Origin of the sequence: Paenibacillus suaedae (genome assembly GCF_032337355.1) — a bacterium.
GTDB classification, from domain to species: domain Bacteria; phylum Bacillota; class Bacilli; order Paenibacillales; family Paenibacillaceae; genus Paenibacillus_B; species Paenibacillus_B suaedae.
The window spans coordinates 550,372-575,741 of sequence record NZ_JAVYAA010000003.1; the positions used below are offsets into that span (position 1 = coordinate 550,372).

Consider the following 25,370-nt stretch of genomic DNA (forward strand, 5'->3'; position numbering starts at 1 on the left):
TATGAACATCTGAAACCTAGATGGAGAGACATGAACGATAGGAGTTGACTTTGCCCTTAGGGGAAGATGTACAGTGGAGTTGAACCAAGAAACGATACACAATTCATGTTGATGATTGGATAAATGATAAAGAATGGAGGTTATCTCTTGTTATCAATCGGAGAATTCTCGAAAATATGCGGAGTGTCAACCAAAACACTTCGATATTATGGTGAAATCGGTTTAATTAATCCTAGTGAGATTAATCCTGAAAACGGTTATCGATATTATTCCATTAAGCAGCTTACAAAAATGCTATTCATAAACCGCTTGAAATCTTATCACTTCCCGCTGGAGGAGATTAAAGACATGCTAGTGTGGGAGGAGAGTGATTCGGAAGAGAAGTTATGCAATTCCCTAAACCTCAAGCGAAAGGAATTGCAACACAAGATCCAAGCATTAGAACTCACGCTTGCACAAATGAATCATGATATTTCAATTTTAGAAGAGGGCGTATCAATCATGTCGTACCTTGATCATATTGAAGTGCAACTTGTTGAGACTCAGCCTATGAATATTTTGTATATGCGTCGGATGATGAGCAGCGTTGACTACGCTGCTGGATATGGCAAGTATTTTGGTGCGCTCTATGAAAAAATTGCCGCCGATCATCTCACAATGACGGGCACACCAATGACGATTTATCACAGTCCAGAATACAACCCTGCAGGCAACGATACAGAGTTTGCTATTCCGATTCGGGAAGCAGTTAAGGGGACAAGAGATTTGCCAGAAGGACTATGCGCAAAGTCAGTCGTGAGGGGACCATATGCGGAATTAACTTCGGTATATGCCAAGTTAAGGGAGTGGGTAGAAAAAGAAGGTTATGCCCTAGTAAACTCCCCCTATGAAGTCTATGTAACGGATCCAAATCAAGCCGCTGATCCTGAGGCAATGGTTACTGAGGTATATTTTCCTGTCAAGAAAAGATAGAATCTGAGACTGCCATCATCCTTAATTAGGTTAAACAAATTAACTAGGACAGTACTCTTGAAGGAGTTGCGATATGAATAGAAATGACTTAACAATTACAGAATGGCAAGTTGAAGTCCCATCTGTCTTGCGAATGGACGCTAATAAGTTATCAACGCTTGAACCTATCATACAATCAGAGTATAGCAATATAAACGGGATTGTCATTGCGAGACATGGATTCATTGCTTACGAAAGGTATTTCAATAGCTTCGGCCCAGATGATACGCACCATGTAGCCTCGGTGACGAAAAGTGTGCTCTCCACGCTGATAGGAATTGCTATAGATGCAGGCTACATTCAACATATAGACCAGAGGGTGATCGATTTCTTCCCTGAATATGTGCCTGATTCGGCTGACAGACAGAAGCGAGAAATCACCCTTCGTCATCTTCTCACGATGACGGCTCCTTATTCATTTGAGGACTGGCGGGAGCCGCTGGACAAGATGTGTATGCAGCCTGACTGGGTAACTTATTCACTCGATATGTTGGGACAGGATGGTAGCATTGGAGATTTTAAATACTCAACCGCGGGGGCACACTTACTATCGGCCATTATTACACGCAGCACAGGACAAAGTGCCCAATCGTTTGCCAACGAACGATTATTTGCACCCCTCGGCATGAGCATAATTCCTGATTTTGAAATGAAGGAGTATGACTTTGAGCATTTATTCGGGAAGAAGGTAAAAGGGTGGGTGAAAGACCCGGACGGCAACTCTACAGGAGGGTGGGGACTTACATTAAGTCCCCGTGATATGGCTCGGTTCGGTGTTCTGTATTTGAACCGTGGTAGTTGGAACAATCGTCAAATCATATCAAACACATGGATTGATGAATCAATAGCGATGAACCTCAATCATTACGGGTATCTATGGTGGCTGCGTGAAGAGAATGGGGTACTTGCTTATATGGCACTAGGCGATGGCGGCAACGTTATTTGCTGCATTCCAGATCAAGATCTGGTCATTGCCATTGCATCTGAATTCACCATGAATCCTCGGGATAGATGGACACTGATTAAGGAATGCATTATCCCGGCAGTTATAGACTAAGTAAGTTTGAAACTTACGGTTTCACATTCCCCAAGCTATTCTCGAACATATCAATGATTTCAAGGAAGCGTTCAGCTTCACGAAATACATGGTCGGCTAGCAATGGATGAATAATGCTCTTGATTTTACATGCATCAATCAAGTCTCTCGCCGTCTTTTTGAAATCACGCAGGGAGGTTACGGAGACGCGGTTCTGATCCAAAAATTGTTCCAATAGCGGCTTCGTCTGCGATTGTGGTCGCATGTGATCTAAATCAATCGCTTGATAGAGCAGCTGGTCAAAGTCATGACTAAAATTGCGGGCCTGCTCAACTAATTGGCGTTCAGATGGATCAAGCAAATGCCCAATAAACTTCGCGTGATCGGCCATGATTTTCAAGAAGAATACATTTTCATTAATGATTGCATCGGGGAGTGGATCCAACTGACCATTATTCAGCTGTTCCATACGATTTCTGAAATAGTTGGCTTCCCTGCTCGTATGATCAATAAGCAAGGGGAAGTTATTCGCGCCTGGCATCTGGCAAGTGAGCACAAAGCCGAGTATTTTACGTTTGAAGGCCCATATGTACGCCGCTGCGTTGCGCACTTCTGTATTAAAACGAACAATTACTTGTGGATCTGTATCCTCCTTATAAGCATGCGATTGATTTTCAATCTGCTCAAACAAGGAATAGAACTGATTCGCTTCATTGATAAGCTGTGTATCTTCACATCTAAATCCTAGCTTTAAAAACAGAGAATGTTCTTTCATAATGCGCGACCAAAAGCGTATTTCGTCTAGTGAGCGTGAGACAAATAAGTCCGGCACAGTGCACACCTCCAATGGATAAACAATGGAAAGTCCTTAGTTCATCGTATTCTCTGGCATTCAGATTATGTAATATTTCAAACATAGGGAATGAAAATTAGCCCAAGTCGTATTTTTCAGGTATTGTTGAATGAACGTGTATGTAAATAAACAAGAAATAAGCTAAAGTGTCAGGAAGAGCTTGAACCATCAAGCTCTTCTTTTGTTGAACTTTCAGCTCAGGAATTGGTTCTTCGCTGAAAACAGAAACTGGAACCTATCGCTTATGTTATCCTTTCAAGAAAAGTTCGTTATAATAGACTCAGGAAATGAGGAGAGGAAATCAAGTATGAAAAAAGTCATCGTTGTAGGAGCAGGAATTCTTGGGGCATCGACCGCTTACCAGTTGGCTAAGTTCGGAGCGGATGTCCTGATTGTAGACCGTAAGGATCAAGGACAAGCTACAGACGCTGCAGCAGGGATTATATGTCCATGGCTGTCACAGCGACGCAATAAAGCTTGGTACCGATTAGCGAAGGCCGGAGCCCATTTCTATCCGCAGTTAATCCAGGATCTCCAGAGCGAAGGGGAGACGGATACGGGTTATGCGCAAGTGGGAGCTCTCTGTATACATGAAGATGTTGAGAAACTCATCAAAATGGAAGAGCGCGCATACGTACGTAAAGCAGATGCACCAGAAATCGGGGAGATCACACAGCTTGATGAATCAGAAACGCAGGAACGATTTCCTCTGTTGGCTGAGGGATATCGATCCGTACATATAAGTGGTGCCGCTCGAGTAGACGGTCGTGCACTTCGTGATGCTCTGCTCCGATCCGCTCAAAGAAATGGCGCTGTCTTTATAAATGGTGATGCTGCGCTTCAATATGAGTCGAATCGTGTTACAGGTGTATCCGTAGGTGAACAGAGCTACACATCTGAGCTTGTAATTGTATGTGCAGGAGCATGGGCTAACCCGCTTCTTCGACCATTAGGGCTTGACTTTCAGGTAGGCTATCAGAAGGCGCAAATCATGCACTTACGAGTTCAAGGGAAACACGACACTGGCAGCTGGCCTTTAATTATTCCGCCTTCTGATCAATATTTGCTTACCTTTGACCAACAGAAGATCGTGATTGGAGCCACACATGAAAATGATGTCGAAGGTTATGATACGAGAGTAACAGCAGGGGGAGTACAAGAGGTTCTGAATAAAGGATTGCATTTAGCACCACAGTTAGCGGACAGCACAATGGAGGAGATTAGAGTCGGATTCCGCCCTTTCACACCAGGCTTCCTTCCCGTTATCGGCGCTGTTCCCGGCTGGGCGGGGCTTATTGCAGCCAATGGGCTAGGATCATCTGGATTGACGGCAGGGCCTTATTTGGGTAGCCAACTTGCCAAAATGGCACTGAATATGGAGCTTGATATCGATCCGGCTGACTATGATATTCGAAATGCCATGGAGGAAAGCTGAAACTCAGACCATCGATAAGTAGCAACATAATTTAATTTTTAGCAATGATAACAAGATTCAAGATCGTCATAGGTTCATGAGTACAATAACGCCGCTAGCTTCCGCCTCGAAGTATAGCGGCGTCTTTCTATGCCGATGATTTCGTTCCCTTGACACATTACGTCACCATATACAATTCAGCATTCTCCTTGTTCTTTTTATCGAAATCAAACTTTTTCAGATAGCTTATTCGTCTTTCTTATGTACAGCAAGCAAGAATACATGGAGGTAACATAATGAAAAACCAACAAGCAAAGAAAATTCCTTTATTAGCGATGGCGGGACTCATTTGTGCTGTCAGCATCGGAACACCGCAAGTAATATTTGCAAAACAGGCATCCTCAACTCCAAAAGCAGTAACTCAACCGACAAAAAATAATAAGTCATCAAATGTAGAGATTGGCCAAAAATGTAGAATCCCAGAATTAAAACTAAAGGAAAATACGTATGTCCTTGATTATAAGCAATCCGAAATTACTGGGGATAATATTCAAGACAACGTGATATTGGTCGGGACAAAAGAAAAGTTAAATGGAAAACTGGATACTTATGCGAGAGACTTGTCCATTATCATTCAGGACGGAAAAACCAAAAAATACGTGAAATACGATTGGATATTCAAAGGATCGGACGGAAAAATGTATCGAGAAATCGGAAGAGAACCGAATTTGATTATTGGCGACTATACGGGCAATAAAGTGAACGATATTATCGTAACGGCCCCTCAAGGCGGAAATGGCGGATTCGTGGATCATCTTATCTTAACTGGGGAAAACCTTAACCTCAAAGATGTTATGGCGGATAATCAAGCGCTATACGAGAATTCTCAGGCAAAATTCAGCGTTAAACTGCCTGCTTCATGGAATGGACATTACAAGGTAAACCCAATTTCAGGCGCAGAGGCAGATAAAGTTATGCCATTCGCAAAGCATGTCGTGCAGTTCGAATACGTGACGAAAGATAACAAAGATTCGGAAATAATGATGATGATCTCTGTTTTTAACAAGACTGATTGGAGCCGCCTCTCCAATGAAGATGGCCCGCCTGTAGGGAGTGTAATTGCAGAGGCCGACGGTATGGTATATGTATCTACAACGCCACAATCCAATCCATTTGATCCGAAGTCCAAAGATGGCAAAATGTTCGATCAACTCTATCAAGATCTAAATTTGAATAAATCTTTCGAGCTGATTAAATAGGTTTTTAGTTCACACATCTAAGAGATATAGAAAGGTTATCAATACATCTGCAAATTAGATATAAATATCAATGAACCTGCAGGACACGAAAACTCGATTTTCCTTTTAAAGAGGAGATCGAGTTTTTTTGATTTCATTAACAACGTAAAATGTTGAACGATGATGACAGTACCTATATTTACATCACAGAATGATCTTACTTTTGTGATTAAATAAAAGTTGCCCAATGATCTCGATAAAAATGAAAATTTTACATCTACTTTTCACTACTCAAGTACAAACTTTTTGAGTTGCTGTCTTCGTCTTATTCTATAGCAACAAAAAGATATGCGCATATCAAAGGGAGAATCTCTGCATGAATCACAAGTTCGAAAAGTTACTTATTCGTTTCATTACGGAACATAAAGAGGATATATATCGATTGGCTTATAGTTACGTTAAAAATGCTGAAAACGCACTGGATATTATCCAGGATACCATTCATAAAGCTCTGTCATCATCAGAATCGTTGAAATCCGAAGGCTCGATAAAGAGCTGGTTTTACAGAATATTAGTCAATACAGCGATCGATTTCCTAAGAAGGCAAAAAAAAATACAGATTGTAGATGATAAGACATTGGAATTACACACCCCAGCAGGAGAAGATGTCTACCAAGACATTGATCTTGAAAACGCATTGGATGAATTGCCTCCTGCATACCGGACTGTCATTGTACTTCGATATTTTGAAGATATGAAAATAGAAAAAATTTCGGAAGTCATGAATGAAAACGTCAATACGATAAAAACACGGTTATATCAAGGACTCCGCAAACTCCGAATTAAATTGAGTAATGAATTGTTAGAGGAGGTAAAGAAATGAGCGAGCAACTTGACCGTCTAAAAAGAAAATATAAAGATATACCCATCCCTAAAGAATTAGATTCTGTTGTAAAGAATGCGATAAAACAAGGGAAAAAGAAACGGAAACGAGTGAACTGGACGAAGAAGCTGATTGGAGCAGGCGCAGCTGCAACTATTCTGATGATAGCTGGGATCAACACTAGCCCCGCCTTTGCAAAAGCCATATCGAATGTGCCCTTGGTTGGTTCGCTCGTCAGTGTGCTCACGTTTACTGAATTTACTGTGAATGAAGAGACCGCCAAAGCCAATATCAAGGTGCCTGCCATCACGAATATGGATAATAAAGCACTAGAAACTGCCATAAACAATAAATATCTCGAAGAAAATAAAAAACTGTACAATGATTTTAAAGATGAAATGGAAGAAGTAAAGAAAAGCGGCGGGGGACATGTAGGTGTAGAAAGCGGCTATGAGGTCAAAACTGACAACAATCAGATACTTGCCATTGGCAGATATGTTGCAAATACGGTCGGTACATCATCTACTACATTTACGTACAATACGATAGACAAACAAAATCAACTATTAATTACTTTACCAAGTTTATTTAAAGATAATAGCTATATACAGCTTATCAGCGAAAATATTAAAGAACAGATGAAACAGCAAATGAAGTCGGATTCCGATAAGACCTATTGGTTAGATGGTGAAATGGGCTTCAAAACCATAACTCATGATCAGAGCTTCTATATAAACAATAATGGAAAACTCGTCATTTCCTTCAATAAATATGATGTCGCACCTGGCTATATGGGCGTGGTTGAATTTATCATACCGACAAAAGTAATTGCGGATGTACTAGTAAGCAATGTTTATGTCAAGTAAGGGATGTTCAAGATGTACTCCAAGCAACATTACGTCTGCTTGTTGTGCTCTCTTTACGTTTAGGACGTGCTGTATGAGCGCTGTACTATTTGCCAAACGCGATGATTCGAGAATACATTACCGTCGTTGTACTGGCTCGTTAGCAATAACATTCATAAGTTTCCACATAGCTGCCTTCGTCTGGGAAGGCAGCTTCTTCGAGTTAAGAGGTGATGCGCCTAAAATACGTAACCCAAAATATTCTTGTACGTATAATGATAATAATTGTTGACGAGTTGACGCATGCACAATGAATAATCTTATCGAAGTCGAGGGAAGCCACCTGATGAATGAAGCACTTATCGATCATGCCCATACTGCATACCGGCAAGCTGAACAGCGAGCAGAGCAATATTTTGCAGCGTTGTATGAACAGACAGCTAAGAAGACTTACGTCACGAAGTTAACAGAGGATTTTCGATTATGGAAGAAGGGTCATCTTCCTCGTTATTCTTGGCTATCTATTTTTTCGAAGATTAGGAAAAAGCCATCTACGAAAGAGTACTACAGATATATTCAATGGCTGAATCAAACCGGAAGGCTAGATGATTACTTGGATCGAAGCGTATCCTACATGTACATGAGAGATCTGGGCAAGCCATTAGATTCTCCTGAAATACGCGTTCGAGTGATACGCCTCGCTGCCGATATCAAGCAACAGCTTGTTGCCTCTCAGGAAATAAGGAATCAGAAACAACCTCCAGAATTGATGAGCTTATCGGGATTGTATCGGTGGGCTCAGAAGGAGGGAATTGAAGAGGATGTCATCTGGGTAATCAACAAGCTGAATGCCGTATCCTCTCATATTCCGAAAGAGATGAATGCAGAGCATGCCCAGCGCAAGCTGATTAAGATCATGCTCGGGGTAGTTCTGAATATGAAGGAAGAAATAGATGATAATGTGCCCCCAGCAGAACGTGCCAAGCGGCTCGGTGATGCAATCAGACTGGGATATAGCTATGGTCTGACCTACCCGTTCATTGACGACCTTCTGGATTCTGGAGCATTAACGGCAGAAGAACAAGTGCAATATTCACATATGATTCGAGAGGCTTTGATTACTGGAATCGTTCCGGAACTCGGAATGTGGACGGGTAAGCACACCGATATGTTTCACTTTATCCACTCTGAGCTGTGCGAGGCGTTCACCTATATTAAGGGTTACCAAAATCCACGGTCTGAGAACACCTTTTTCGAACAATCCTATGTGTTTTTTCATTCTCAGGACATTGATCGTGTCAAAGATCTAGCAAATGCAAATTATACGAATGAAGAGCTCTATATCCCAATCATCTTAAAATCATCATCTTCCCGCTTAATCGTCCGTTCGGTTATCCGTGCACCTGAAGATTCCGGGTTCGAACACCGGACATTCTATTACGGAATCTATAATCAGCTGGCGGATGATTTCGCGGATATGTTCGACGATATGCAGGAAGGAGCCGTAACGCCCTATACGTATTATTTGAAGTATCATCAACAACGGCCTGATTTGCTGAATCCATTCGAGTTGTACTGGTCAGTGATCTCCCATATTATCCATCAGGTCCATCATTCTGATGCTGCGACGCGCGAGGTCATATTGGATCGGGCAATCAATGGCTTGAAGCGCTGCAGAGAACGAGTTGGGGAAGCTAAGTATGAAGAAATCATGGATATATTCGACTTCAATGAATCGACCTTTCTTTCTCTTGTGCAACAGATGGTGCAGAAGGCGGACAACGTGGATTTCTTCGATAAACTGCTTCGCGATCAGCTCGTTATTCAACTCGCGAACAATCGGAAGGAGAAGGAACACTTCCATGATTCGATTGCGACAATTCGACAAGAGATTAACAGCATCCTGCATGTCACCAAGCCTAGCACACTTCCAATTGAAGATTCACTATTTGACGCAGCCAATTACAGTTTGACAGGTGACGGGAAACGATTGCGCCCTATATTAACTTGGGTCATAGGTGTGAATGAATATGGGCTGCAGTCAACTGCCATCGTACCGCTGCTTCGATCATTGGAATATATGCATACAGCATCTTTAATCTTCGACGATCTTCCGTCTCAAGACAATGCCGATACGCGCAGGGGAAAACCTACGCTCCATAATGTATATAATAGCGCCACTGCGGAACTGACAGCTCTATTGCTAATTCAGAGGTCGATTCAAGAGCAATCCTCCCTAGATAAATTTGATGCTGCAACTGTTCTGAACTTAATTCGGTATTCGGCATGCAAGACAGAAGATTTGTGCAGAGGCCAAGCGATGGACTTGCAGTCAAAAGGAATGCCGCTGACGTTAGAGCAATTGAATACCATCTGTTTCTACAAAACAGGGGTTGCCTTTGAGGCATCCCTCGTCATGCCTGCAATTCTAGCCAAGGCTCCTGAAGCTGAGATTGCGATATTGAAGAAATTCGCCTATCACGCTGGTATTGCCTTTCAAATTAAGGATGATTTGCTTGATCAAGAAGGGAATATGCACGTGCTTGGGAAACCGGTTGGGCAAGATAAGGAGAACAATAATTCGAATTTTGTATCTATCCTAGGTGTGAATGAAGCGCGGAAGATGATGTGGGAACACTATTGTCTTGCAGCGGAAGCCTTGCAGAAATTCCCTCGCAATATTGCATTTTTGAAGCATCTACTGAATTATATCGTTACCCGAGATCGCTAATTCGGACATTGCGTAATCATAATGTATATATAGAAAAAAGGTATAGACATTCTACCGCGTAAACCGCGGTTTTTTTATGCTCTTTTACGCCGTGAGGCTTTCTATTTAGCTTCGATTCACGAAAGGGCATGCCCGAAAGTACATTCTGACTCTGCCCGCATGTACGATTTCAAATGTCTGTTTGATCGCTATAATGACAGATATTCATGCTAGTAGAGGATGGTGATTACACATGGCAGCGTTCTTGTATAAGCTTGGTATATCAGCTGCTCGTAACAGAAAGAAAGTCTTGTTTGGAAGTATAGCAGTACTTATCATCGCCGTATCAATTGGTCTTGGAATGGGAATCCATTTAAACGGTGAAATAACCATTCCTGGCACCAAATCCGAGGAAGCAATGAAAGTATTGAAAAAAGAGTTTTCGCAAGGAACTGGCCTTGAAGGCGGTACAATTCAAGTGATTTTCAAAGCCCCAGAAGGTCAAACGCTTGCATCGAAATCCACGCAAAACATAATCGCCAAGACGCTAAAGTCTATATCGAAAGACTCCGAAATTGCATCGATAGTCAGCCCATACGAGGCAGGTACGATCAGTTACAAAAAAGATATCGGATATGCGGTTATTACGTACAAATCCGAGGCTTTGCAAGTCACAGATGCATCTAAAGAGCTCGTATTGAAAAGTGTGGAGCAGGCGCGTAACGAGGGCTTGCAGGCTGAACTCGGCGGAACCGTCGAATTCTCCGAGCTTGAAATTGGCGGGACGTCCGAGATCATTGGCATTATTGCCGCATTTATGATTCTGGCGATAACATTCACATCCTTGCTCGCTGCTGGTTTGCCTATACTGACAGCAATCATTGGACTTGTGATCGGGGTAATGTCCGTCATCATTGCCTCTAATTTTATTGAAATGGCATCATTTTCTTTGATTCTTGCCATCATGCTTGGATTAGCAGTCGGAATCGACTATGGTTTATTCATTATTTCGAGATTCAGACAAAATCTTGTTGAAGGCAAAGACGTGGAGGAGTCCATTGCGCATGCAAATGCTACCGCAGGCAGCGCTGTTATTTTCGCCGGATTGACAGTTATCATAGCACTTGCCGGATTAGCCGTAACGGGTATTCCATTCATTACGGTCATGGGCGTGGCGGGAGCATTCACGGTACTTGTGGCCGTACTCATTTCCATCCTCGTCGTTCCTGCGCTACTAGGAATGGCAGGTGAGCGGATTCGTCCGAAATCGAAAGCTGCTTCCATTCAGAATCCTTCTAAAGACAACGCGCACTCGAGTCGTTGGGGGCGAATCGTTACGAAATATCCATTACCGATCGCGCTTGCAGGTGTTTTGCTGTTAGGAGCAATAAGCCTGCCTGCACTGCATTTGCAAACCGGTCTACCAGATAAGGGCTCTAAATCGATCGACACAACGGAACGCCGCGGGTATGACTTAATAGCAGAAGGATTTGGGCCAGGTATGAACGGACCGCTCGCTATTATTCTTAAGGCAGAGACAACAGACAACTTGCAAGCAACATTCGCGAAGATAGGGAAGGAACTAAGCAAGCTGCCAAATGTGGCAATGGCAACGCCACCTGTTCCGAATGCAACAGGTAAAATAGCCATGGTAACGATTATTCCTGGAACCGAACCTAAAGATGAGAAAACAACTGACTTGGTTCATTTGATCCGCGATAAGGCGGCTGAATTTATGCAACAGGATCAAGTTGAGGTTATGGTTACAGGTTCAACGGCAGTAAATATTGATATCACCGAAAAATTAAATGAGGCTTTGCCTAAATTTGCTGCTCTGATTGTGGGACTTGCTTTAATTCTTCTCATGATGGTATTCCGATCCATCTTGGTGCCAATTAAAGCCGTGATCGGTTATCTTCTTACGCTTACAGCAACGCTTGGATTCGTCGTATTTATCGTTCAGGATGGCAATCTGGCTAAGCTGTTCGACATTCCTGTAGCCGGTCCTGTATTGAACTTCCTGCCTATCTTGACTGCAGGAATTTTATTCGGATTAGCTATGGACTATGAAGTATTTCTCGTCAGCCGCATGCGCGAAGAATATAACCATTCAGGAAATGCGAAAAATGCCGTATTGTCCGGTCTTAAAAATAGCGGAAGCGTTGTAACGGCAGCCGGTCTTATCATGATTGCCGTGTTTGCAAGCTTCATCTTCGTTGAAGATACCATGATTAAATCAATGGGCTTAGCATTAGCGTTCGGCATCTTGTTCGATGCATTTATTGTAAGGCTGACAATCGTACCTGCGGTCATGACACTAATGGGTCGCTCCGCATGGTACCTGCCGAAATGGCTTGGACGCATATTGCCGAATATCGATGTTGAAGGCGAGTCTATTGAGAGAGTATCGGAGCTAAAGAAAGAAATCGTCTAAAAAGATCGAATAGATATATATCTGGTAGTACATCATTGCCCAATCGTACATGAGGGGATCTGCCCTTATGTACGATTTTTTCATGTTTACAATAGGGGTATAATAGAAAATATAATCGAAAATCGGAAAAAGTTGAAATACTGGATAGAACGAAAGGGGAGGACACATGGAAACGGGAAACGAGTTCAAGCAGAGGTCGCACATAAATCGATATAACGAATTACCCGATGCCATGTTTAATGCCAGAGTCCCGAGCTTGACTTGGGTTTTTTTCATTTATTTCATATCTATGTTTGTACAGATATTACACGGTCCCTCGTTTATTTCTTTATCCTTCTTTTCGGGATTGATGCTTCTCCACGCCTCATTAATTTGGCATTTCTCGTCTCTTACGGCAAAATATCCTTGGGTCTACTTCATGATTCAAGGCCTAATTATTATGGGATGTGCGCTTATTATGGATCAGGCCCTTTTTATGGTCTTGCTTGGGATGTATCCCGTGTTGACGGGTCAAAGCGTTGGTGTCTACGATGACAGAAGTAAAATAGTAATGCTGTCTGTTGTGTATTATGTATTATTTCTATCAACTCTCTACATGATGGGGCAATCCGAATCAATGGTTTTAATGACGATCTTGTATGCGATGATGAACGTCATTCTCGTTTCGTTTGCCGATTTATTTTTAGAACAGGTTCATGCTCGGTTCCGTACCCAAGCCTTTCTTGAAGATCTAGAGCGCGCACATCGCAAGGTTGAGGAATTGACACTGGCTAACGAACGTCAACGAATGGCTCGGGATTTGCATGATACGCTGGCCCAAGGTCTTGCGGGTATTATTATGCAGCTGGATGCTGTCGATGCACATTTGACGAAAGGCAACTCCCAAAGAGCACAAGAAATCATTCAACATTCCATGGTTCATGCGAAGAAAACGTTATCGGAAGCCAGGTTGGCGATTGATAATCTTCGTTCCAAAACGTTTGCAACAGTCGACTTCTCGGATGCGATTCACAACGAGGTAGAACGGTTTCAGAATGCCACCGGCATTCAAGTGCTTCTTAATATGAGCATAAAGGGAAGCATACCTAAGTTGATGATGGAGCATGGACTTTACATTATAGGCGAATGTTTAACGAACGTTGCCCGGCATGCGGAAGCCAATCATGTGTGGCTATATGTTCGAATAGAGGACGGGAACATGAAGTTGGAAATCAAAGACGACGGGATAGGGATTGCTTTGAGTCAAAAGGATTCCTTAACTGGACATTATGGATTAATCGGCATAAAGGAGCGAGTTCGCATCTTAGGGGGAACACTTGTTATTACGAATAATATTCCTCGCGGAACGCTGATTCGGATAGATACACCTGAGAAAAAAGGAGAGAACTCATGACTTACAACGTACTTATCGTCGACGACCATCTTGTAGTAAGAGAAGGGCTCAAGTTTATGATCGAGACGAACGATAATTTTCAAGTCGTAGGAGAAGCAGCGAACGGAGTGGAGACTCTCCGACTATTGGAATCTCTTACGCCCGATGTCATTTTGATGGATTTAAATATGCCTCAAATGAGCGGATTGGAGACGATGAAGGAACTAAAAGAAAGGAACTTCGATATCCCCGTCGTTATATTGACGACTTATAATGAAGATGAACTAATGATAAGCGGGCTGGAATTGGGGGCAAAAGGATACCTCCTGAAGGATACCGGCAGAGATCATTTATTCCGAACGATCGAATCCGCGGTTCGTGGCGATACGCTTCTGCAGCCTGAAATTATGGAAAGAGTATTCGCGGCAAGGAATAAAGGCAATGATAAGCGAGTTACGTCCACAGAACATATGGTACTATCTGAGAAGGAACGAATCGTCCTTCAGGCCATTGCGCGGGGGTATCGCAGCAAAGAAATAGCTAGTGATATGGGTATATCCGAACGTACAGTCAAAGCTCATTTGACGAGCATCTATAACAAGCTAGGAGTGAATTCGCGATCTCAAGCAGTCGCTGTCGCGGTTGAACGGGGCATCGTCCAGTTCTAAGATGCCTGAATAGCCGATTGATGAGCCTCTATAGTAACCCCGCATAACATGTTGAAATTGAGCCGAACTCGCAGAATCAAAACGCCAATCGATAGGTTCATATCGATTGGCGTTTTTTGGAAATAGGTATGAAACAATTTAAATTAATCACTCGCAGTCGAATTCAAGATCAACGGACTGCGCCATTTGGAAGACATCCGATATTCAATCGCTGAATCGGCTAAATAAACTACCAGCGTTTTACACGCATTGGTAAATGAGTCAGCGTCTGCCCGGCAGCAAAAGGCGTCAGATTTTCCTCCAATTTGAATCCGGGAACCGGCTCAATACGTTGAAAATGATCCATAAACAACCTCAGCCCAATGTTTGCCTCCAGCCGTGCGAGTGGAGCACCGAGGCAGAAGTGAGGGCCGTTTCCAAAGGTTAAATGCTGCTTATTATTGGGACGGTGAATGTTCAGTGTAAACGGATCCGCAAACACCGCCTTGTCCAAATTGGCTGCGCTCATCCAAGCGACGACGACATCACCTTTTTTGAGTTCCACGCCAAGCACGTTGTTATCTTGTTTCACCGTCCGATCCATCCTGGTAACATGGAAACGGTAGCGAAGCATTTCTTCGACCATGTTCGGAAGAAGTTCGCGATTAGCCTGTACCTCAGCATACATCTCATCGTTATCATACAAAAAAGAATAGAACGTGTTCGCTAGTAAATGACTTGTCGTTTCAATGCCAGCTCCCAAAATGAACATGGTCATACGGACAATCTCATCATCTGTTAATCGATCGCCGTCGACTTCGGCCCGAATCAAGTCTGAGATGATATCGTCGGTGAGATGAGTTCGTTTGGCAGCTACATGCGGGTAGAGATAGTTGTAATAATTCTGCGCCGCTACTCGCTTCAATTCTTGTACATCCTCAATGTTATCGATCGGGAATGGAAGGAACAGATGATCCACCCATTCCTTGAAGAGGAAGCGATCCTCCGATGGGACACCAAGCAAATCTGCAATAACGATCGTCGGAAGCGCGCTCGTAAAGCTCTTGACGATATCAATGATCGGCTCGTCTCCCATATCCTCAATCAGCTTACCAACCACTTGATGGATTCGCGGCTCCCACAAGCTCAAGCTTCTAGGCGTAAATGCCGCGGATAACAGACTACGGCTTTTGCGGTGCAGCGGGGGATCCGAGCTCAAATTGATTCTTTCAGGAGTACTGCCTACCTCATTGTCGGCCCCGACGCTGATTGTCGTCCTGACTCTCTCACTAGAAAAATACTCGTAATCACTCAAAACTCTTTTGACATCTTCATACCGAAACACGTTCCAGGTATTCGTAGCTTCGTTGTAGTGAATCGGCTCATGTTCCAAATGATGTCTGTACCATTCAAAGGGGCTGAACTCTTCGATAGCTGATCGAAACCGGGTAATTTTAGCTGAAAGGATAATTTCTTTCTGCATGTTACTCCCTCCCAATTTGAATAATAAGGTTTATGTTCAAGTTAATAGAGATTAACTTAACATATAATTGGTAGAAGGCCACGACTAACAGACCTATGCTTTAAGGTTCGCCAGGCAGAGGAGCGATGATGAGCGAGTTATTTAGAATTCTTCTCAGGCCTCTTTTACAACGGCTTTTTTCAAAGCAGCTTCAGGAGCATCCTCTTGGGTTCGAGAAGTACGTTTGATAAAGAATGAGAGAATTAAGCCAATAACCCCAATTCCGATTATGACAACGTAAGCATCGTTAATCCCTAAAATAGAGGCTTCTACGATCACATCCTTTTGAGCTGCACCGGTTGTCCCACTTGCGGCCATCATATCCGCAAGATGCGATTTGGTCTGATCCGTCATAACCGTGACGAGAAGAGAAGTCCCTACTGCACCCGCTACTTGTTTAACCGTGTTGGATATTGCGGTACCGTGTGCGTGTAATCTAGAAGGCAGTTGATTCAGACCTGCTGTCTGAATAGGCATCAGCAGCAGCGCCATTCCGATTCTACGGATCGTTGACATCAGAATTAAATAGGTATAACTAGTTGAGTCGGACAACTGGACGAAACCGGAAGTGGCCGCAATCGTTATGATCATCCCCGTTATGGCAAGCCATAATGCTCCGAATCGATCATATAGCCGCCCAGCAACAGGCATCAGCAGACCCATCGCAAGCGCACCAGGGAGCATGAGCAGACCAGATTCCAGTGCAGAATAACCTCGTGCATTCTGGAGGTACAGCGGAAGCAGCATCATATCTGCGTACATCACCATGGTGATCATGATGTTAATGATGGTTGTGAGCGTGAACATATTGTATTTGAAGGCTCGAAGATCCAGCAGTGGGCTTTCGGAAGTGAGCTGTCTCCATACAAAAAGACCAAGGGTCACGATGCCGACGGCAATAGACAACAGCACCTGGGCACTTTCCCAACCTTGACTTCCTGCAGCACTGAAACCATATAACAGCGTGCCAAATGCAATGGTGGACAGGATAACACTTAGAACATCGATTTTCGTGCGGATTTGCTCTGACACATTTTTTAAATAAATATGACCGCAGATGATGACAAGCAAGGCTAGCGGGATCATGCCGTAGAACATTGTTTGCCATTTATAGTTTTGCAAAATATAGCCGGCTAGTGTAGGCCCAATCGCTGGAGCAAATATAATGGCAAGTCCCATTGTTCCCATGGCTGCTCCCCTTTTTTCGGGAGGGAAGAGCACCAAAATGACATTCATAAGCAGCGGCATGATAATGCCAGCACCTGCTGCCTGAATCATCCGCCCCGTTAGGAGAAAGGGAAAGCTTGCTGCAAATGCGGACACAATTGTACCAGCAAGAAAGATTACCATCGAAGCTTGAAACAGCTGCCGAGTAGTAAACCTCAGCATGAGATAAGCCGTAATAGGGATTAGAATTCCGTTTACCAGCATATAGCCGGTTGTCAGCCATTGCGCCGTGGAAGCCGCGATAGTAAAGTCAACCATCAATTCCGGGATGGCTACGCTCATGACTGTCTGATTCAGCGTTGTAAGAAAGGCGCCCAAGATCATGATAAACATAATCGTGCCCTTCTTTATGGAACCGTTGGTTGTTTCCATGCGTTTACTCAACTTACTCCTACCTTTCGTTTCTCTATAGACTTAATTTACAATGTGTAAGATAATTAACATTGTATAAAATAGATTATAGTTATACAGGTTAGGGCGATCAATCAACGCATTTTCACAAAATGTAAATTAGTTATCATTTGGCTTGCAAAGTGTAAAGTAAGCTGGAGATTTACTGCAAATTATTTATAAATTGTTTATTATCTTGTGAATCGGAAAGGAAAGAGCTGAATGCCGGACAATTCCAAATCTCAAACAGACCCAAGAATTCGCCGTACAAGGCAGTTAATAAAGGATGCCTTTGTTGATATGCTGCAGAAGATGGAGATAGAGAAAATGTCCATCAGCGGTATTGCCGAGCGGGCGACCATCAGCCGCGTTACCTTTTATCTTCATTATCGCGATATCCCGGACATGCTGAACAAGATGGCGGACGAGATGATTGAAGATCTTCAGCATGCCATGAATAGCAATCCTGCTCACCCTAATAGTCCTGAAGACAATGATTGGTTGAAGCTAGTAGGGATGCTTGAGCATATTGCTGAAAATGCGCCATTTTATAAGGTTACTTTAGGATCGAGGCGAACGCCTATTTTTACCGATCGGCTATTAAAAATGCTTACTGGGATAATTACGGCAAAGTTCGAGAATAAGGAGACCGACTCTTCGAATAAGCGAACAGCCATTCAAAAGGATATTGCCATTTGGCATGGGTCCTCTGCCTTAATTGGAACCATCGTAGGCTGGCTGCGCAACGACATGCCTTACACGCCAGCTTTCTTAGCAAAACAACTCTACTTACTTCACTCTCAAGATCTATAAGGTTACTAGCAAAAATCACTTTGGCGACGAATAAATTAGCAAAGGCCTAATTTCTCAGTGTTGTAAACGAGAAATTAGGCTTTTTTATATGGTTTCCCTTAATCGATGCCAGCGAAGAGGGGAACTATGAATCACGCCCAATACGAAGGATCGAAATCCCAATAGCTCATAGTGGAGTTCGGTTATTAGGTATCTTTACTTAACCATCTTTCGGTGGGCGGGTGTCATAGGAACACTAGCGGAACCAATTTCATAAATTATCTAGTCGAGATGGATGATGGGCAGCATGCCGGTCGGATCCAGCTCTAACATTTTCGTTTAACGATAGTCACATGCATGTACAGTGAAATGAATGATGAGGAGGGTATAAAATGAACGATTTTCAGAAGGATCTGCAAAACTTGAATGTCGGCAAGTTCAATTCGACGGGGATGACGTCTGCGTCGGGGCAAAATCAGAACGGAGCAGGGGATTCACGCTTATGTGTTGGCTTTTGCTTTTTTTGTGTAGGGTTTTGTTCATGCAGCAACTGTTTTCGCTGTAGCAACTGCTTCAACTGCGCACGTTGCAGTAACTGCTTTAATTGCGCCCGCTGCAGTAGCTGCGCACGTTGCGGAAGCTGCGCTCGCTGCCGCTGAGTACCAAAAAGCTCCCTTAGCGATACGAAAACGGTATGCCCCTACAGTGTCTCGTCCTGTAGGGGCTGTTCCTTTTTTAGTTTCTGGCATGACGGACAAAATGCTCTACATAACTTATAAATGACGGATAACCGAAGGCCTGCTTACAATGCGGTTTTGCCTCTGGCAAAACCTTAAGGGGGAATAAAAACTTGAATCCTTCTATGCGTCTGAAAGTGAAAGGGGATACGTTCTTTCTTCCAGATTCGAATGGAGGTGTCTACTTTCGCAACAATACAGGTTCGTTCCGAATGGAAGGCGACATGGTTGATCAGTGGATCGAAAAATTGATGCCCATGTTTAGTGGGGATTATTCCATGTCGGAACTAACGGACGGGCTGACGGAACCGTACAGGGTACGGGTTTATGAAATCGCGGAAGTACTGCTCAATAACGGCTTTGTCCGAGATTCCAGCCAAGATCTACCGCACGACCTACCCGAAGCGGTAGAACGGAAATATGCCGCACAGATCGAATTTCTGGACAGCTTGGGCGGTTCGGGCGCTCACCGCTTTCAAACCTATCGCCAGGCTAATCCGATTGCGGTCGGTTCCGGTTCGATATTTGTCTCGCTCGTTGCTGCCATGTTGGAATCCGGATTGCCCCGGTTTCGTATGCTGATCACGAACCAGACGACCACGGATCGGCAGCGGATCTCCGAACTGACGGCGACTGCGCGTCTATCGAACAGCGAGATCGAGGTTGAGGAGATCTTACCGTCTAATGACGGATTCCTCGATTGGCAAGAAGTCGTGCAGCTGGCGGATTCCGTTCTATATGTCGCTCAGGTTGACGATCCCCGAGAGCTTAGAGCATTGCATGCGGCCTGCAGGGACGCGAAGAAGCCACTGCTGCCCGCCATCTATTTGCCACAGTTGGGCATAGCAGGGCCGTTGGTGCACCCGGATTCGGATGTCTGCTTCGAATCCGCATGGCGCAGGATACACCGAACCGCCCTTGGCGATGCGGATCGGCCGTCCGCCGTCTCTACCACGCCGGAAGCCATGCTAGCGAATGTGCTCGTATTCGAATGGTTTAAGACCGTTACGGGGACGGCTTCGGAATTGAACGGAAAGCTGTTTCTGCTGAATCCGGAAACATTAGTTGGCGAGTGGCATTCGTTACTTCCTCATCCGCTAGTCACAGGTCTTCGTCAGGTCGAGCCAACGGATCCGTTTGACCTTCCAATCGATCCATGTGCGGAGCGGCAGGAATCAGACCGACTCTTCTCCTATTTCTATCGCTTGACTTCGACGGAGACCGGCATTCTTCACCGGTGGGAGGAAGGGGACTCGAAGCAGCTTCCGCTCTCACAGTGTCGCGTACAGGCAGTCGACCCGCTGTCGGAAGGCCCCGCTGAGCTTCTGCCGCAGATCGTCTGTTCGGGAATGACGCACCATGAAGCCAGGAAGGAAGCAGGCTTGGCAGGCATCGAGGCGTACGTGTCGCGAATGGCTGGTGTTCTGAAGGCTGCCAGTCCTGCGCAGCCGGATTCTGCTAGCCCGCTCGAGTCGCAGTCCCATGAATATGTAGGGGTTGGAGCGGGAGAGACCGTTGCGGAAGCGGTCCTTCGCGGATTGCGGAAGTGTCTATTCGAGGAGCTGAAAAGTCGTTCCGAATCCAGCATACCCTCCGTTAATCCAATCAAGCTAAGCGAGGTTGAAGACGAATATTGCCGCTATTGCTTGCGTGCATTGACTACGATGCAGGACACCCCGGTAATCGGATTGGGACAAGAAGCGGCGGGCTTCCCAGTCTTCTGGGTCGGTACGAACGGGTACTGGTACGGCGGGGTCGGAGTCAACCGCACGATGGCACTGCGAGAAGCGCTCCGACAGGCGCTGATGAAAATACAAAACGATCCGGCGGACATCCAAGGCCAAATCCTAGAACGCTCTTCGGTCATGGTGGAAGATGCCTTGGCGCAGAGTCTGACGATCCCCGGCTTCGATGAGTCGGAATACGGCACGATAATGCATTCTATACGGCAGATTCTGCACTGGAACCGTAAGCGGATCGCGGTCGTTGATTTGTCGACAGAACCGTTCATGAAAGAAGAGCTGGCAGGCGTATTCGGCGTGTCGTTGCGAGAGGAGGAGACGCATTGAGCGCGATTGTAACGGTCATCGGGGGAGGACAGCTCGCGGATTTGGTAACCAAGCAATTGTCTGCCGATGACCGCTATCGACTAATCCGGCAGAAGAACATAGAGTCTGGAGAAGCAGCAACGGGAGACTTGGCGCTGGTGTTGAACGATGCTTGGGATCCTTCCTCTCATTCTGCGGCAGAAGATCGGTTCAGACAGTCGGGAATGCCTTGGCTGCGCGGATTTGTTGCATTCGGAGAGGGGATTGTCGGTCCACTGGTTCGTCCAGAGGGGCAAGGGTGCTCACAATGTGCGGATACCCGGCTCCTGATGGCGGGAAGTGACCGTAGGGAATCGTGGAAACTGCAGCAGAAGCTGGCGTCAAATGGGGGAATCGCCCGGGACGCTTGGGCGTCTCGCACGGGATTATTGCAGGTGGCGCGCCTTGTTGCAGCTGAAGCCGTGAAGATGCTGATGGGCGGGCAGCCGGAGACGGAAAGCAGGATGTACTTGATCGATATGCGTACGTTGAAAACCTCATTGCACTTCTTCCTGCCCGTTCCGCTATGTCCAATCTGCGGCCGATTGCCGGAAGACGATGAGGAGCTGGCCCGCATTGCGCTGAAGCCAAGCAAGAAAATCGGCACCGAAACGTATCGCAGCCGCTCGATGGATGAACTGAAAGATGTTTTAGCCAAAGAATACTTGGATGCCAGGACCGGATTTTTGAATGGGAAAATGGTGGATCTTGTGTCGCCTTTCGCTGATGCGAGCATCAATTTGCCCTTGTTTGGCGGAGATGAGGCTTGTGCAGGTCGAACCCACTCCTATGCGGTTAGCGAAATGACAGCCATCCTGGAGGGGCTGGAGCGTTATTGCGGTCTGTCGCCCCATGGGAAACGATCCGTCGTTCATGACAGTTTCCTCAATGTACAGCACCATGCGCTCGATCCTTTCCGTGTAGGACTATATGCTAAGGAACAGTATGAACGCTCTGACTTCCCGTTCAAGTCATTCGACCCCGAAAGGCCTATAGATTGGGTATGGGGCTATTCGTTTCTGCAGGAGCGTCCGATTCTTGTACCGGAGCAGCTGGCTTATTACAGTTCGGGCTGCGGTCACGGATTCGTCTATGAAACCTCCAATGGCTGCGCGCTGGGCGGAAGTCTGGAGGAAGCGATCTTCTACGGGATGCTGGAAGTGGTGGAGCGCGACTCCTTCCTCATGACTTGGTATGCTCGTCTGCCCCTGCCTCGCCTGGATCTCCGTTCTGTTCAGGATCGGGAATTGAATTGGATGACGGAGCGACTGGAGACAGTGTCGGGCTATGAACTGTATTTGTATAAATCGACAATGGAGCACGGCATACCAAGCGTGTGGGCGCTCGCGAAGAATAAGAAAGAGCAGGGCGTGAACCTCATTTGCGCCGCGGGCGCCCATCCGGATCCGATTCGTGCGGCAAAGAGCGCGATCCACGAGCTGGCAGGCATGCTCCTCACGGTTAGCGAGAAATTCGAGGAAAACCGTCAGCAGTACGAACGGATGCTTCACGATCCGTACCAGGTTGTTCAGATGGAGGATCATTCCATGCTGTACGGGTTGAAACAGGCAGAGGAAAGGCTCGATTTTCTGCTGAATGACGATCGTCCGATGCAAACGTTCGAAGAAGCATTTGAACCGACGAGCTGGAACGCCGATCTGACTGATGATCTGAAGGCCATGCTGCTTGTTTTTCGCCAATTGAATCTTGAAGTGATCGTGGTCGACCAGACGACTCCGGAGGCCCTTCGCAACGGACTGCATTGTGTGAAAGTACTCATTCCCGGCATGTTGCCGATGACGTTCGGGCAGCATCTCATCCGGTTGACGGGACTGGATAGAGTGCTCAGGATTCCTGCAGAGCTGTCTTATTCGCCAGAGCCCTTGTCACCCGAGCAGCTTAATCCATATCCGCACCCGTTCCCATAAATACGGCTATCGAACGGCACGAATGAAACCAGGGAGGAAAGCGATGAGTCTAATGAATCTGGACGTTTTTCTTCACCATTTGCAATATGATCCGGATAAGGTCAAGCCCTTGGATTGGGAGACGGATTGGGAGTACGCGCCGCTTCCTTACAAGCTTTATCGTGACTTGCCAATGTTTCCACTATCTAGGGAAGTGCCGATAACGCTCGAAGGAATGGATACACCCGATGTGCCAACCCTTCGCAATATTGGACATTTCCTCTACTATGTATACGGGCTTGCACAATTGACCCAGTCCGTCATGGAACGGGATGCGTCGGAGGAATCGGGAGGCGTCTTGCAGATGTGCCGGCGCTTCGTTCCTTCCGGAGGCGGGCTCTATCCGAGTGAACTGTATCTCTATCTTAAGCTCGATGAGTTGCCTGCAGGCGTATACCATTACGATGCGGCACATCATCGGTTGGCGTTGCTGCGCAAAGGGAATTTCGACGATTATTTGGCGAGGTCGCTCGGTAATCGATGCGACGCGAACGGCTGCTTCGGAGCCGCGTTCGTATCTACGGTATACTGGAAAAATTTTTACAAATACAATAATTTTTCATACCGGCTTCAGGGACTGGACGCCGGTATTTTGATTGGACAGCTGCTCGAAATCGCAAAACGATTCAGATTTTCGTCTGGCGTGCATTTTCAATTTCTTGATCAAGCCATCAATCATCTGCTCGGTCTATCAGAACAAGAGGAGAGCGTATATGCGGTAATCCCGTTATCGGTGAATCCGGCGATCCGGTGGATGGAAAGTGGGAACGAGGATACGGACATCGTGTCCGCCTCCGAGCTGTGCCGGGAGTTGTCGCCGGTCAATCATGATCACTATATAAAGTCGCGGAGGAGCGCCGATTATCCAATGCTGCTCCGGATGAGCGATGCGTCCCGATTTGATTCGGCGCGATTGTTTCAACAGATCCGGCAAGATGAGCAAGCAATTCCGAATCAAGCGCCCGCACTGCCTCTGCCGCCTGTAGATCGCTTATCATATGATTTGGCGGCGGTTTGCCGCAACCGTTTCTCACCCGAGACGGAATTTATCTGGAAGCCGATCGGTATTTCGCGGCTTGCATCTCTGCTTCGGGAAGCGACGGCTTCCTTCACGTATCGCAACGACCTGGATGACCCGCAGAAGAGGCCGGAACCCCGTGTATGTCTTTACGGCTGCTTCTACGGGGTCGAAGACGTTCCGGATGGCGCTTATCGGTACGATAGCACTGCGCATGCGCTGCAGTCGGTGTGCCTTGGAGATCACCGGCAACGGATGCAGGAGGGAATGCCGCTTCCCAATATCAATTTGTTTCAAGTACCACTCAGCTTTCATGTGGCAGGGAAGAGGAGTTTCTATCAATCGCAGCTCGGCAAGCGGGGATACCGCATACAGCAAATGGAAGCCGGGATGCTCGTGCACCGATTATTGCTGGCAGCATCCGCTCTCGGTATGGGAGGGCGTCCCCTTCTCGGGTTTGACGCCAATTCCAGCGATGCGCTTTACGGGACGGCTTCCCGAGATGAGACGGGACTAATTTTTATACCGGTCGGTCCCTACCGTCAACGATTGCGATTGGTAGGCAGCTTGAGCCGTTAAAAAAAATCATCGCTAATGACATTGACGCGAACGGTCATGTCCTCAGCGATGAAACCACCCTTTCAAGAAAGGGAGACTGGACTTCTCTTAGCAATGATAGTTATCCCACGGATGATGGCAATGCAAGTGGCTATGATCCCATGGATGGAACCAATCATGATGGTAATCGAGCTCGCAACAGTCCCACCCTGAATACTGATAAGGATGAAGGTGGTCATCCATATACGGATTCCATGGATGATGCATGCATGGATGGATCATGCATGGATAGTGTTCATGCTCCCAGGGGTGAACCATATCGGGGTGCTGCTCATGCTCCAGGGGCTGAAATTTCGTAGGTGAGTGCATATTCTCACAGGGATGAGCCATTACGGCTTGATGCTCGTTACCACAAGGACAACACATCATGGGGTGATATCCGTGATGATAAGGAATATGGCACCAAGGATAGTGTGACGCTTGAAAACCGTCATCGCGAGGTCTAATTTGATTATTAGATTGCTGCTCAAATGCTTGCTCGGACGGATTGGGCACGCCGGCCGGGTTCTGAACGTAAGGTTGATGGTATATCATCGTTTTCCTCCTAATCTTTTGAGGGGCATTGCATC

Annotated in this window: 19 protein-coding genes; 15 read left to right on the plus strand and 4 right to left on the minus strand. The window is 45.8% G+C overall.

Annotated features, from left to right (window positions below; genetic code table 11):
* The first annotated feature begins 147 nt into the window (after positions 1-147).
* Positions 148-972: a MerR family transcriptional regulator gene (locus RQP50_RS15800; RefSeq protein WP_315745989.1), complete on the plus strand. Its 825-nt coding sequence runs from the start codon at positions 148-150 to the stop codon at positions 970-972.
* A 73-nt stretch (positions 973-1,045) separates the two neighbouring features.
* Positions 1,046-2,068, plus strand: a complete 1,023-nt coding sequence (locus RQP50_RS15805; protein WP_072729496.1) for a serine hydrolase domain-containing protein — start codon at positions 1,046-1,048, stop codon at positions 2,066-2,068.
* Between the two features lie 13 nt (positions 2,069-2,081).
* Here RQP50_RS15805 and RQP50_RS15810 read toward each other — a convergent pair whose 3' ends face one another.
* A complete protein-coding gene (locus RQP50_RS15810; protein ID WP_072729495.1) occupies positions 2,082-2,879 on the minus strand; it encodes a DUF2935 domain-containing protein in 798 nt (265 codons plus the stop codon).
* Positions 2,880-3,207: 328 nt separating this feature from the next.
* Here RQP50_RS15810 and RQP50_RS15815 point away from each other — a divergent pair, with 328 nt between their 5' ends.
* The 8 genes from RQP50_RS15815 (at position 3,208) to RQP50_RS15850 (ending at position 14,464) form a co-directional block, all read left to right on the plus strand.
* Positions 3,208-4,335, plus strand: coding sequence for an NAD(P)/FAD-dependent oxidoreductase (locus RQP50_RS15815; protein ID WP_315745990.1), 1,128 nt, complete (start codon positions 3,208-3,210; stop codon positions 4,333-4,335).
* Between the two features lie 275 nt (positions 4,336-4,610).
* Positions 4,611-5,573 carry a hypothetical protein gene (locus RQP50_RS15820; RefSeq protein ID WP_072729493.1) on the plus strand — a complete coding sequence of 321 codons (963 nt, stop codon included), beginning with the start codon at positions 4,611-4,613 and terminating at the stop codon, positions 5,571-5,573.
* Between the two features lie 355 nt (positions 5,574-5,928).
* Positions 5,929-6,435: a sigma-70 family RNA polymerase sigma factor gene (locus RQP50_RS15825; RefSeq protein ID WP_072729492.1), complete on the plus strand. Its 507-nt coding sequence runs from the start codon at positions 5,929-5,931 to the stop codon at positions 6,433-6,435.
* Positions 6,432-7,301: an RsiV family protein gene (locus RQP50_RS15830; protein WP_315745991.1), complete on the plus strand. Its 870-nt coding sequence runs from the start codon at positions 6,432-6,434 to the stop codon at positions 7,299-7,301. Before RQP50_RS15825 ends, RQP50_RS15830 begins: the two co-directional genes overlap by 4 nt.
* Positions 7,302-7,626: 325 nt before the next feature.
* Complete coding sequence (locus RQP50_RS15835) at positions 7,627-10,011, plus strand: polyprenyl synthetase family protein (RefSeq protein ID WP_315745992.1); 2,385 nt, start codon at positions 7,627-7,629, stop codon at positions 10,009-10,011.
* 232 nt (positions 10,012-10,243) lie between these two features.
* Entirely contained in the window at positions 10,244-12,424 is a 2,181-nt protein-coding gene (locus RQP50_RS15840) for an MMPL family transporter (protein ID WP_315745993.1), read from the plus strand.
* Between the two features lie 457 nt (positions 12,425-12,881).
* Positions 12,882-13,817, plus strand: a complete 936-nt coding sequence (locus RQP50_RS15845) for a sensor histidine kinase (RefSeq protein ID WP_315745994.1) — start codon at positions 12,882-12,884, stop codon at positions 13,815-13,817.
* Positions 13,814-14,464: a response regulator transcription factor gene (locus tag RQP50_RS15850; protein WP_315745995.1), complete on the plus strand. Its 651-nt coding sequence runs from the start codon at positions 13,814-13,816 to the stop codon at positions 14,462-14,464. Before RQP50_RS15845 ends, RQP50_RS15850 begins: the two co-directional genes overlap by 4 nt.
* A 229-nt stretch (positions 14,465-14,693) precedes the next feature.
* Here RQP50_RS15850 and RQP50_RS15855 read toward each other — a convergent pair whose 3' ends face one another.
* Together RQP50_RS15855 and RQP50_RS15860 are read right to left on the minus strand one after the other, a co-directional pair.
* The gene (locus RQP50_RS15855; RefSeq protein WP_315745996.1) at positions 14,694-15,926 is read right to left on the minus strand and encodes a cytochrome P450; all 1,233 of its coding nucleotides are present in this window, start codon (positions 15,924-15,926) and stop codon (positions 14,694-14,696) included.
* A 153-nt stretch (positions 15,927-16,079) separates the two neighbouring features.
* Entirely contained in the window at positions 16,080-17,564 is a 1,485-nt protein-coding gene (locus RQP50_RS15860) for a DHA2 family efflux MFS transporter permease subunit (RefSeq protein ID WP_315746155.1), read from the minus strand.
* Positions 17,565-17,804: 240 nt separating this feature from the next.
* Here RQP50_RS15860 and RQP50_RS15865 point away from each other — a divergent pair, with 240 nt between their 5' ends.
* On the plus strand, positions 17,805-18,395 hold the full coding sequence (locus tag RQP50_RS15865) for a TetR/AcrR family transcriptional regulator (RefSeq protein WP_315745997.1): 591 nt from the start codon (positions 17,805-17,807) through the stop codon (positions 18,393-18,395).
* Between the two features lie 518 nt (positions 18,396-18,913).
* Here RQP50_RS15865 and RQP50_RS15870 read toward each other — a convergent pair.
* The gene (locus RQP50_RS15870; RefSeq protein WP_072729483.1) at positions 18,914-19,123 is read right to left on the minus strand and encodes a hypothetical protein; all 210 of its coding nucleotides are present in this window, start codon (positions 19,121-19,123) and stop codon (positions 18,914-18,916) included.
* A gap of 101 nt (positions 19,124-19,224) precedes the next feature.
* On the opposite strand from RQP50_RS15870, the gene RQP50_RS15875 reads away from it, so the two are divergent.
* The 4 genes from RQP50_RS15875 to RQP50_RS15890 all read left to right on the plus strand — a co-directional run bounded on the left by RQP50_RS15875 (position 19,225) and on the right by RQP50_RS15890 (position 25,247).
* On the plus strand, positions 19,225-21,180 hold the full coding sequence (locus tag RQP50_RS15875) for a putative thiazole-containing bacteriocin maturation protein (protein WP_315745998.1): 1,956 nt from the start codon (positions 19,225-19,227) through the stop codon (positions 21,178-21,180).
* Positions 21,177-23,126, plus strand: coding sequence for a TOMM precursor leader peptide-binding protein (locus RQP50_RS15880; RefSeq protein WP_315745999.1), 1,950 nt, complete (start codon positions 21,177-21,179; stop codon positions 23,124-23,126). Before RQP50_RS15875 ends, RQP50_RS15880 begins: the two co-directional genes overlap by 4 nt.
* Before the next feature lie 43 nt (positions 23,127-23,169).
* A complete protein-coding gene (locus RQP50_RS15885; RefSeq protein WP_315746000.1) occupies positions 23,170-24,762 on the plus strand; it encodes a SagB family peptide dehydrogenase in 1,593 nt (530 codons plus the stop codon).
* A 338-nt stretch (positions 24,763-25,100) separates the two neighbouring features.
* Positions 25,101-25,247, plus strand: a complete 147-nt coding sequence (locus RQP50_RS15890; protein WP_174808331.1) for a hypothetical protein — start codon at positions 25,101-25,103, stop codon at positions 25,245-25,247.
* The last annotated feature ends 123 nt before the right edge of the window (positions 25,248-25,370 follow it).

Coding starts and splice junctions, on each gene's coding strand:
- RQP50_RS15805 (WP_072729496.1), top strand. CDS start 1,046: ATGAATAGAAATGACTTAACAATTACAGAATGGCAAGTTGAAGTCCCA.
- RQP50_RS15815 (WP_315745990.1), top strand. CDS start 3,208: ATGAAAAAAGTCATCGTTGTAGGAGCAGGAATTCTTGGGGCATCGACC.
- RQP50_RS15820 (WP_072729493.1), top strand. CDS start 4,611: ATGAAAAACCAACAAGCAAAGAAAATTCCTTTATTAGCGATGGCGGGA.
- RQP50_RS15825 (WP_072729492.1), top strand. CDS start 5,929: ATGAATCACAAGTTCGAAAAGTTACTTATTCGTTTCATTACGGAACAT.
- RQP50_RS15830 (WP_315745991.1), top strand. CDS start 6,432: ATGAGCGAGCAACTTGACCGTCTAAAAAGAAAATATAAAGATATACCC.
- RQP50_RS15835 (WP_315745992.1), top strand. CDS start 7,627: ATGAATGAAGCACTTATCGATCATGCCCATACTGCATACCGGCAAGCT.
- RQP50_RS15840 (WP_315745993.1), top strand. CDS start 10,244: ATGGCAGCGTTCTTGTATAAGCTTGGTATATCAGCTGCTCGTAACAGA.
- RQP50_RS15845 (WP_315745994.1), top strand. CDS start 12,882: ATGGATCAGGCCCTTTTTATGGTCTTGCTTGGGATGTATCCCGTGTTG.
- RQP50_RS15850 (WP_315745995.1), top strand. CDS start 13,814: ATGACTTACAACGTACTTATCGTCGACGACCATCTTGTAGTAAGAGAA.
- RQP50_RS15855 (WP_315745996.1), bottom strand. CDS start 15,926: ATGCAGAAAGAAATTATCCTTTCAGCTAAAATTACCCGGTTTCGATCA.
- RQP50_RS15860 (WP_315746155.1), bottom strand. CDS start 17,564: ATGGAAACAACCAACGGTTCCATAAAGAAGGGCACGATTATGTTTATC.
- RQP50_RS15865 (WP_315745997.1), top strand. CDS start 17,805: ATGCCGGACAATTCCAAATCTCAAACAGACCCAAGAATTCGCCGTACA.
- RQP50_RS15870 (WP_072729483.1), bottom strand. CDS start 19,123: ATGCCAGAAACTAAAAAAGGAACAGCCCCTACAGGACGAGACACTGTA.
- RQP50_RS15885 (WP_315746000.1), top strand. CDS start 23,170: ATGAGTCTAATGAATCTGGACGTTTTTCTTCACCATTTGCAATATGAT.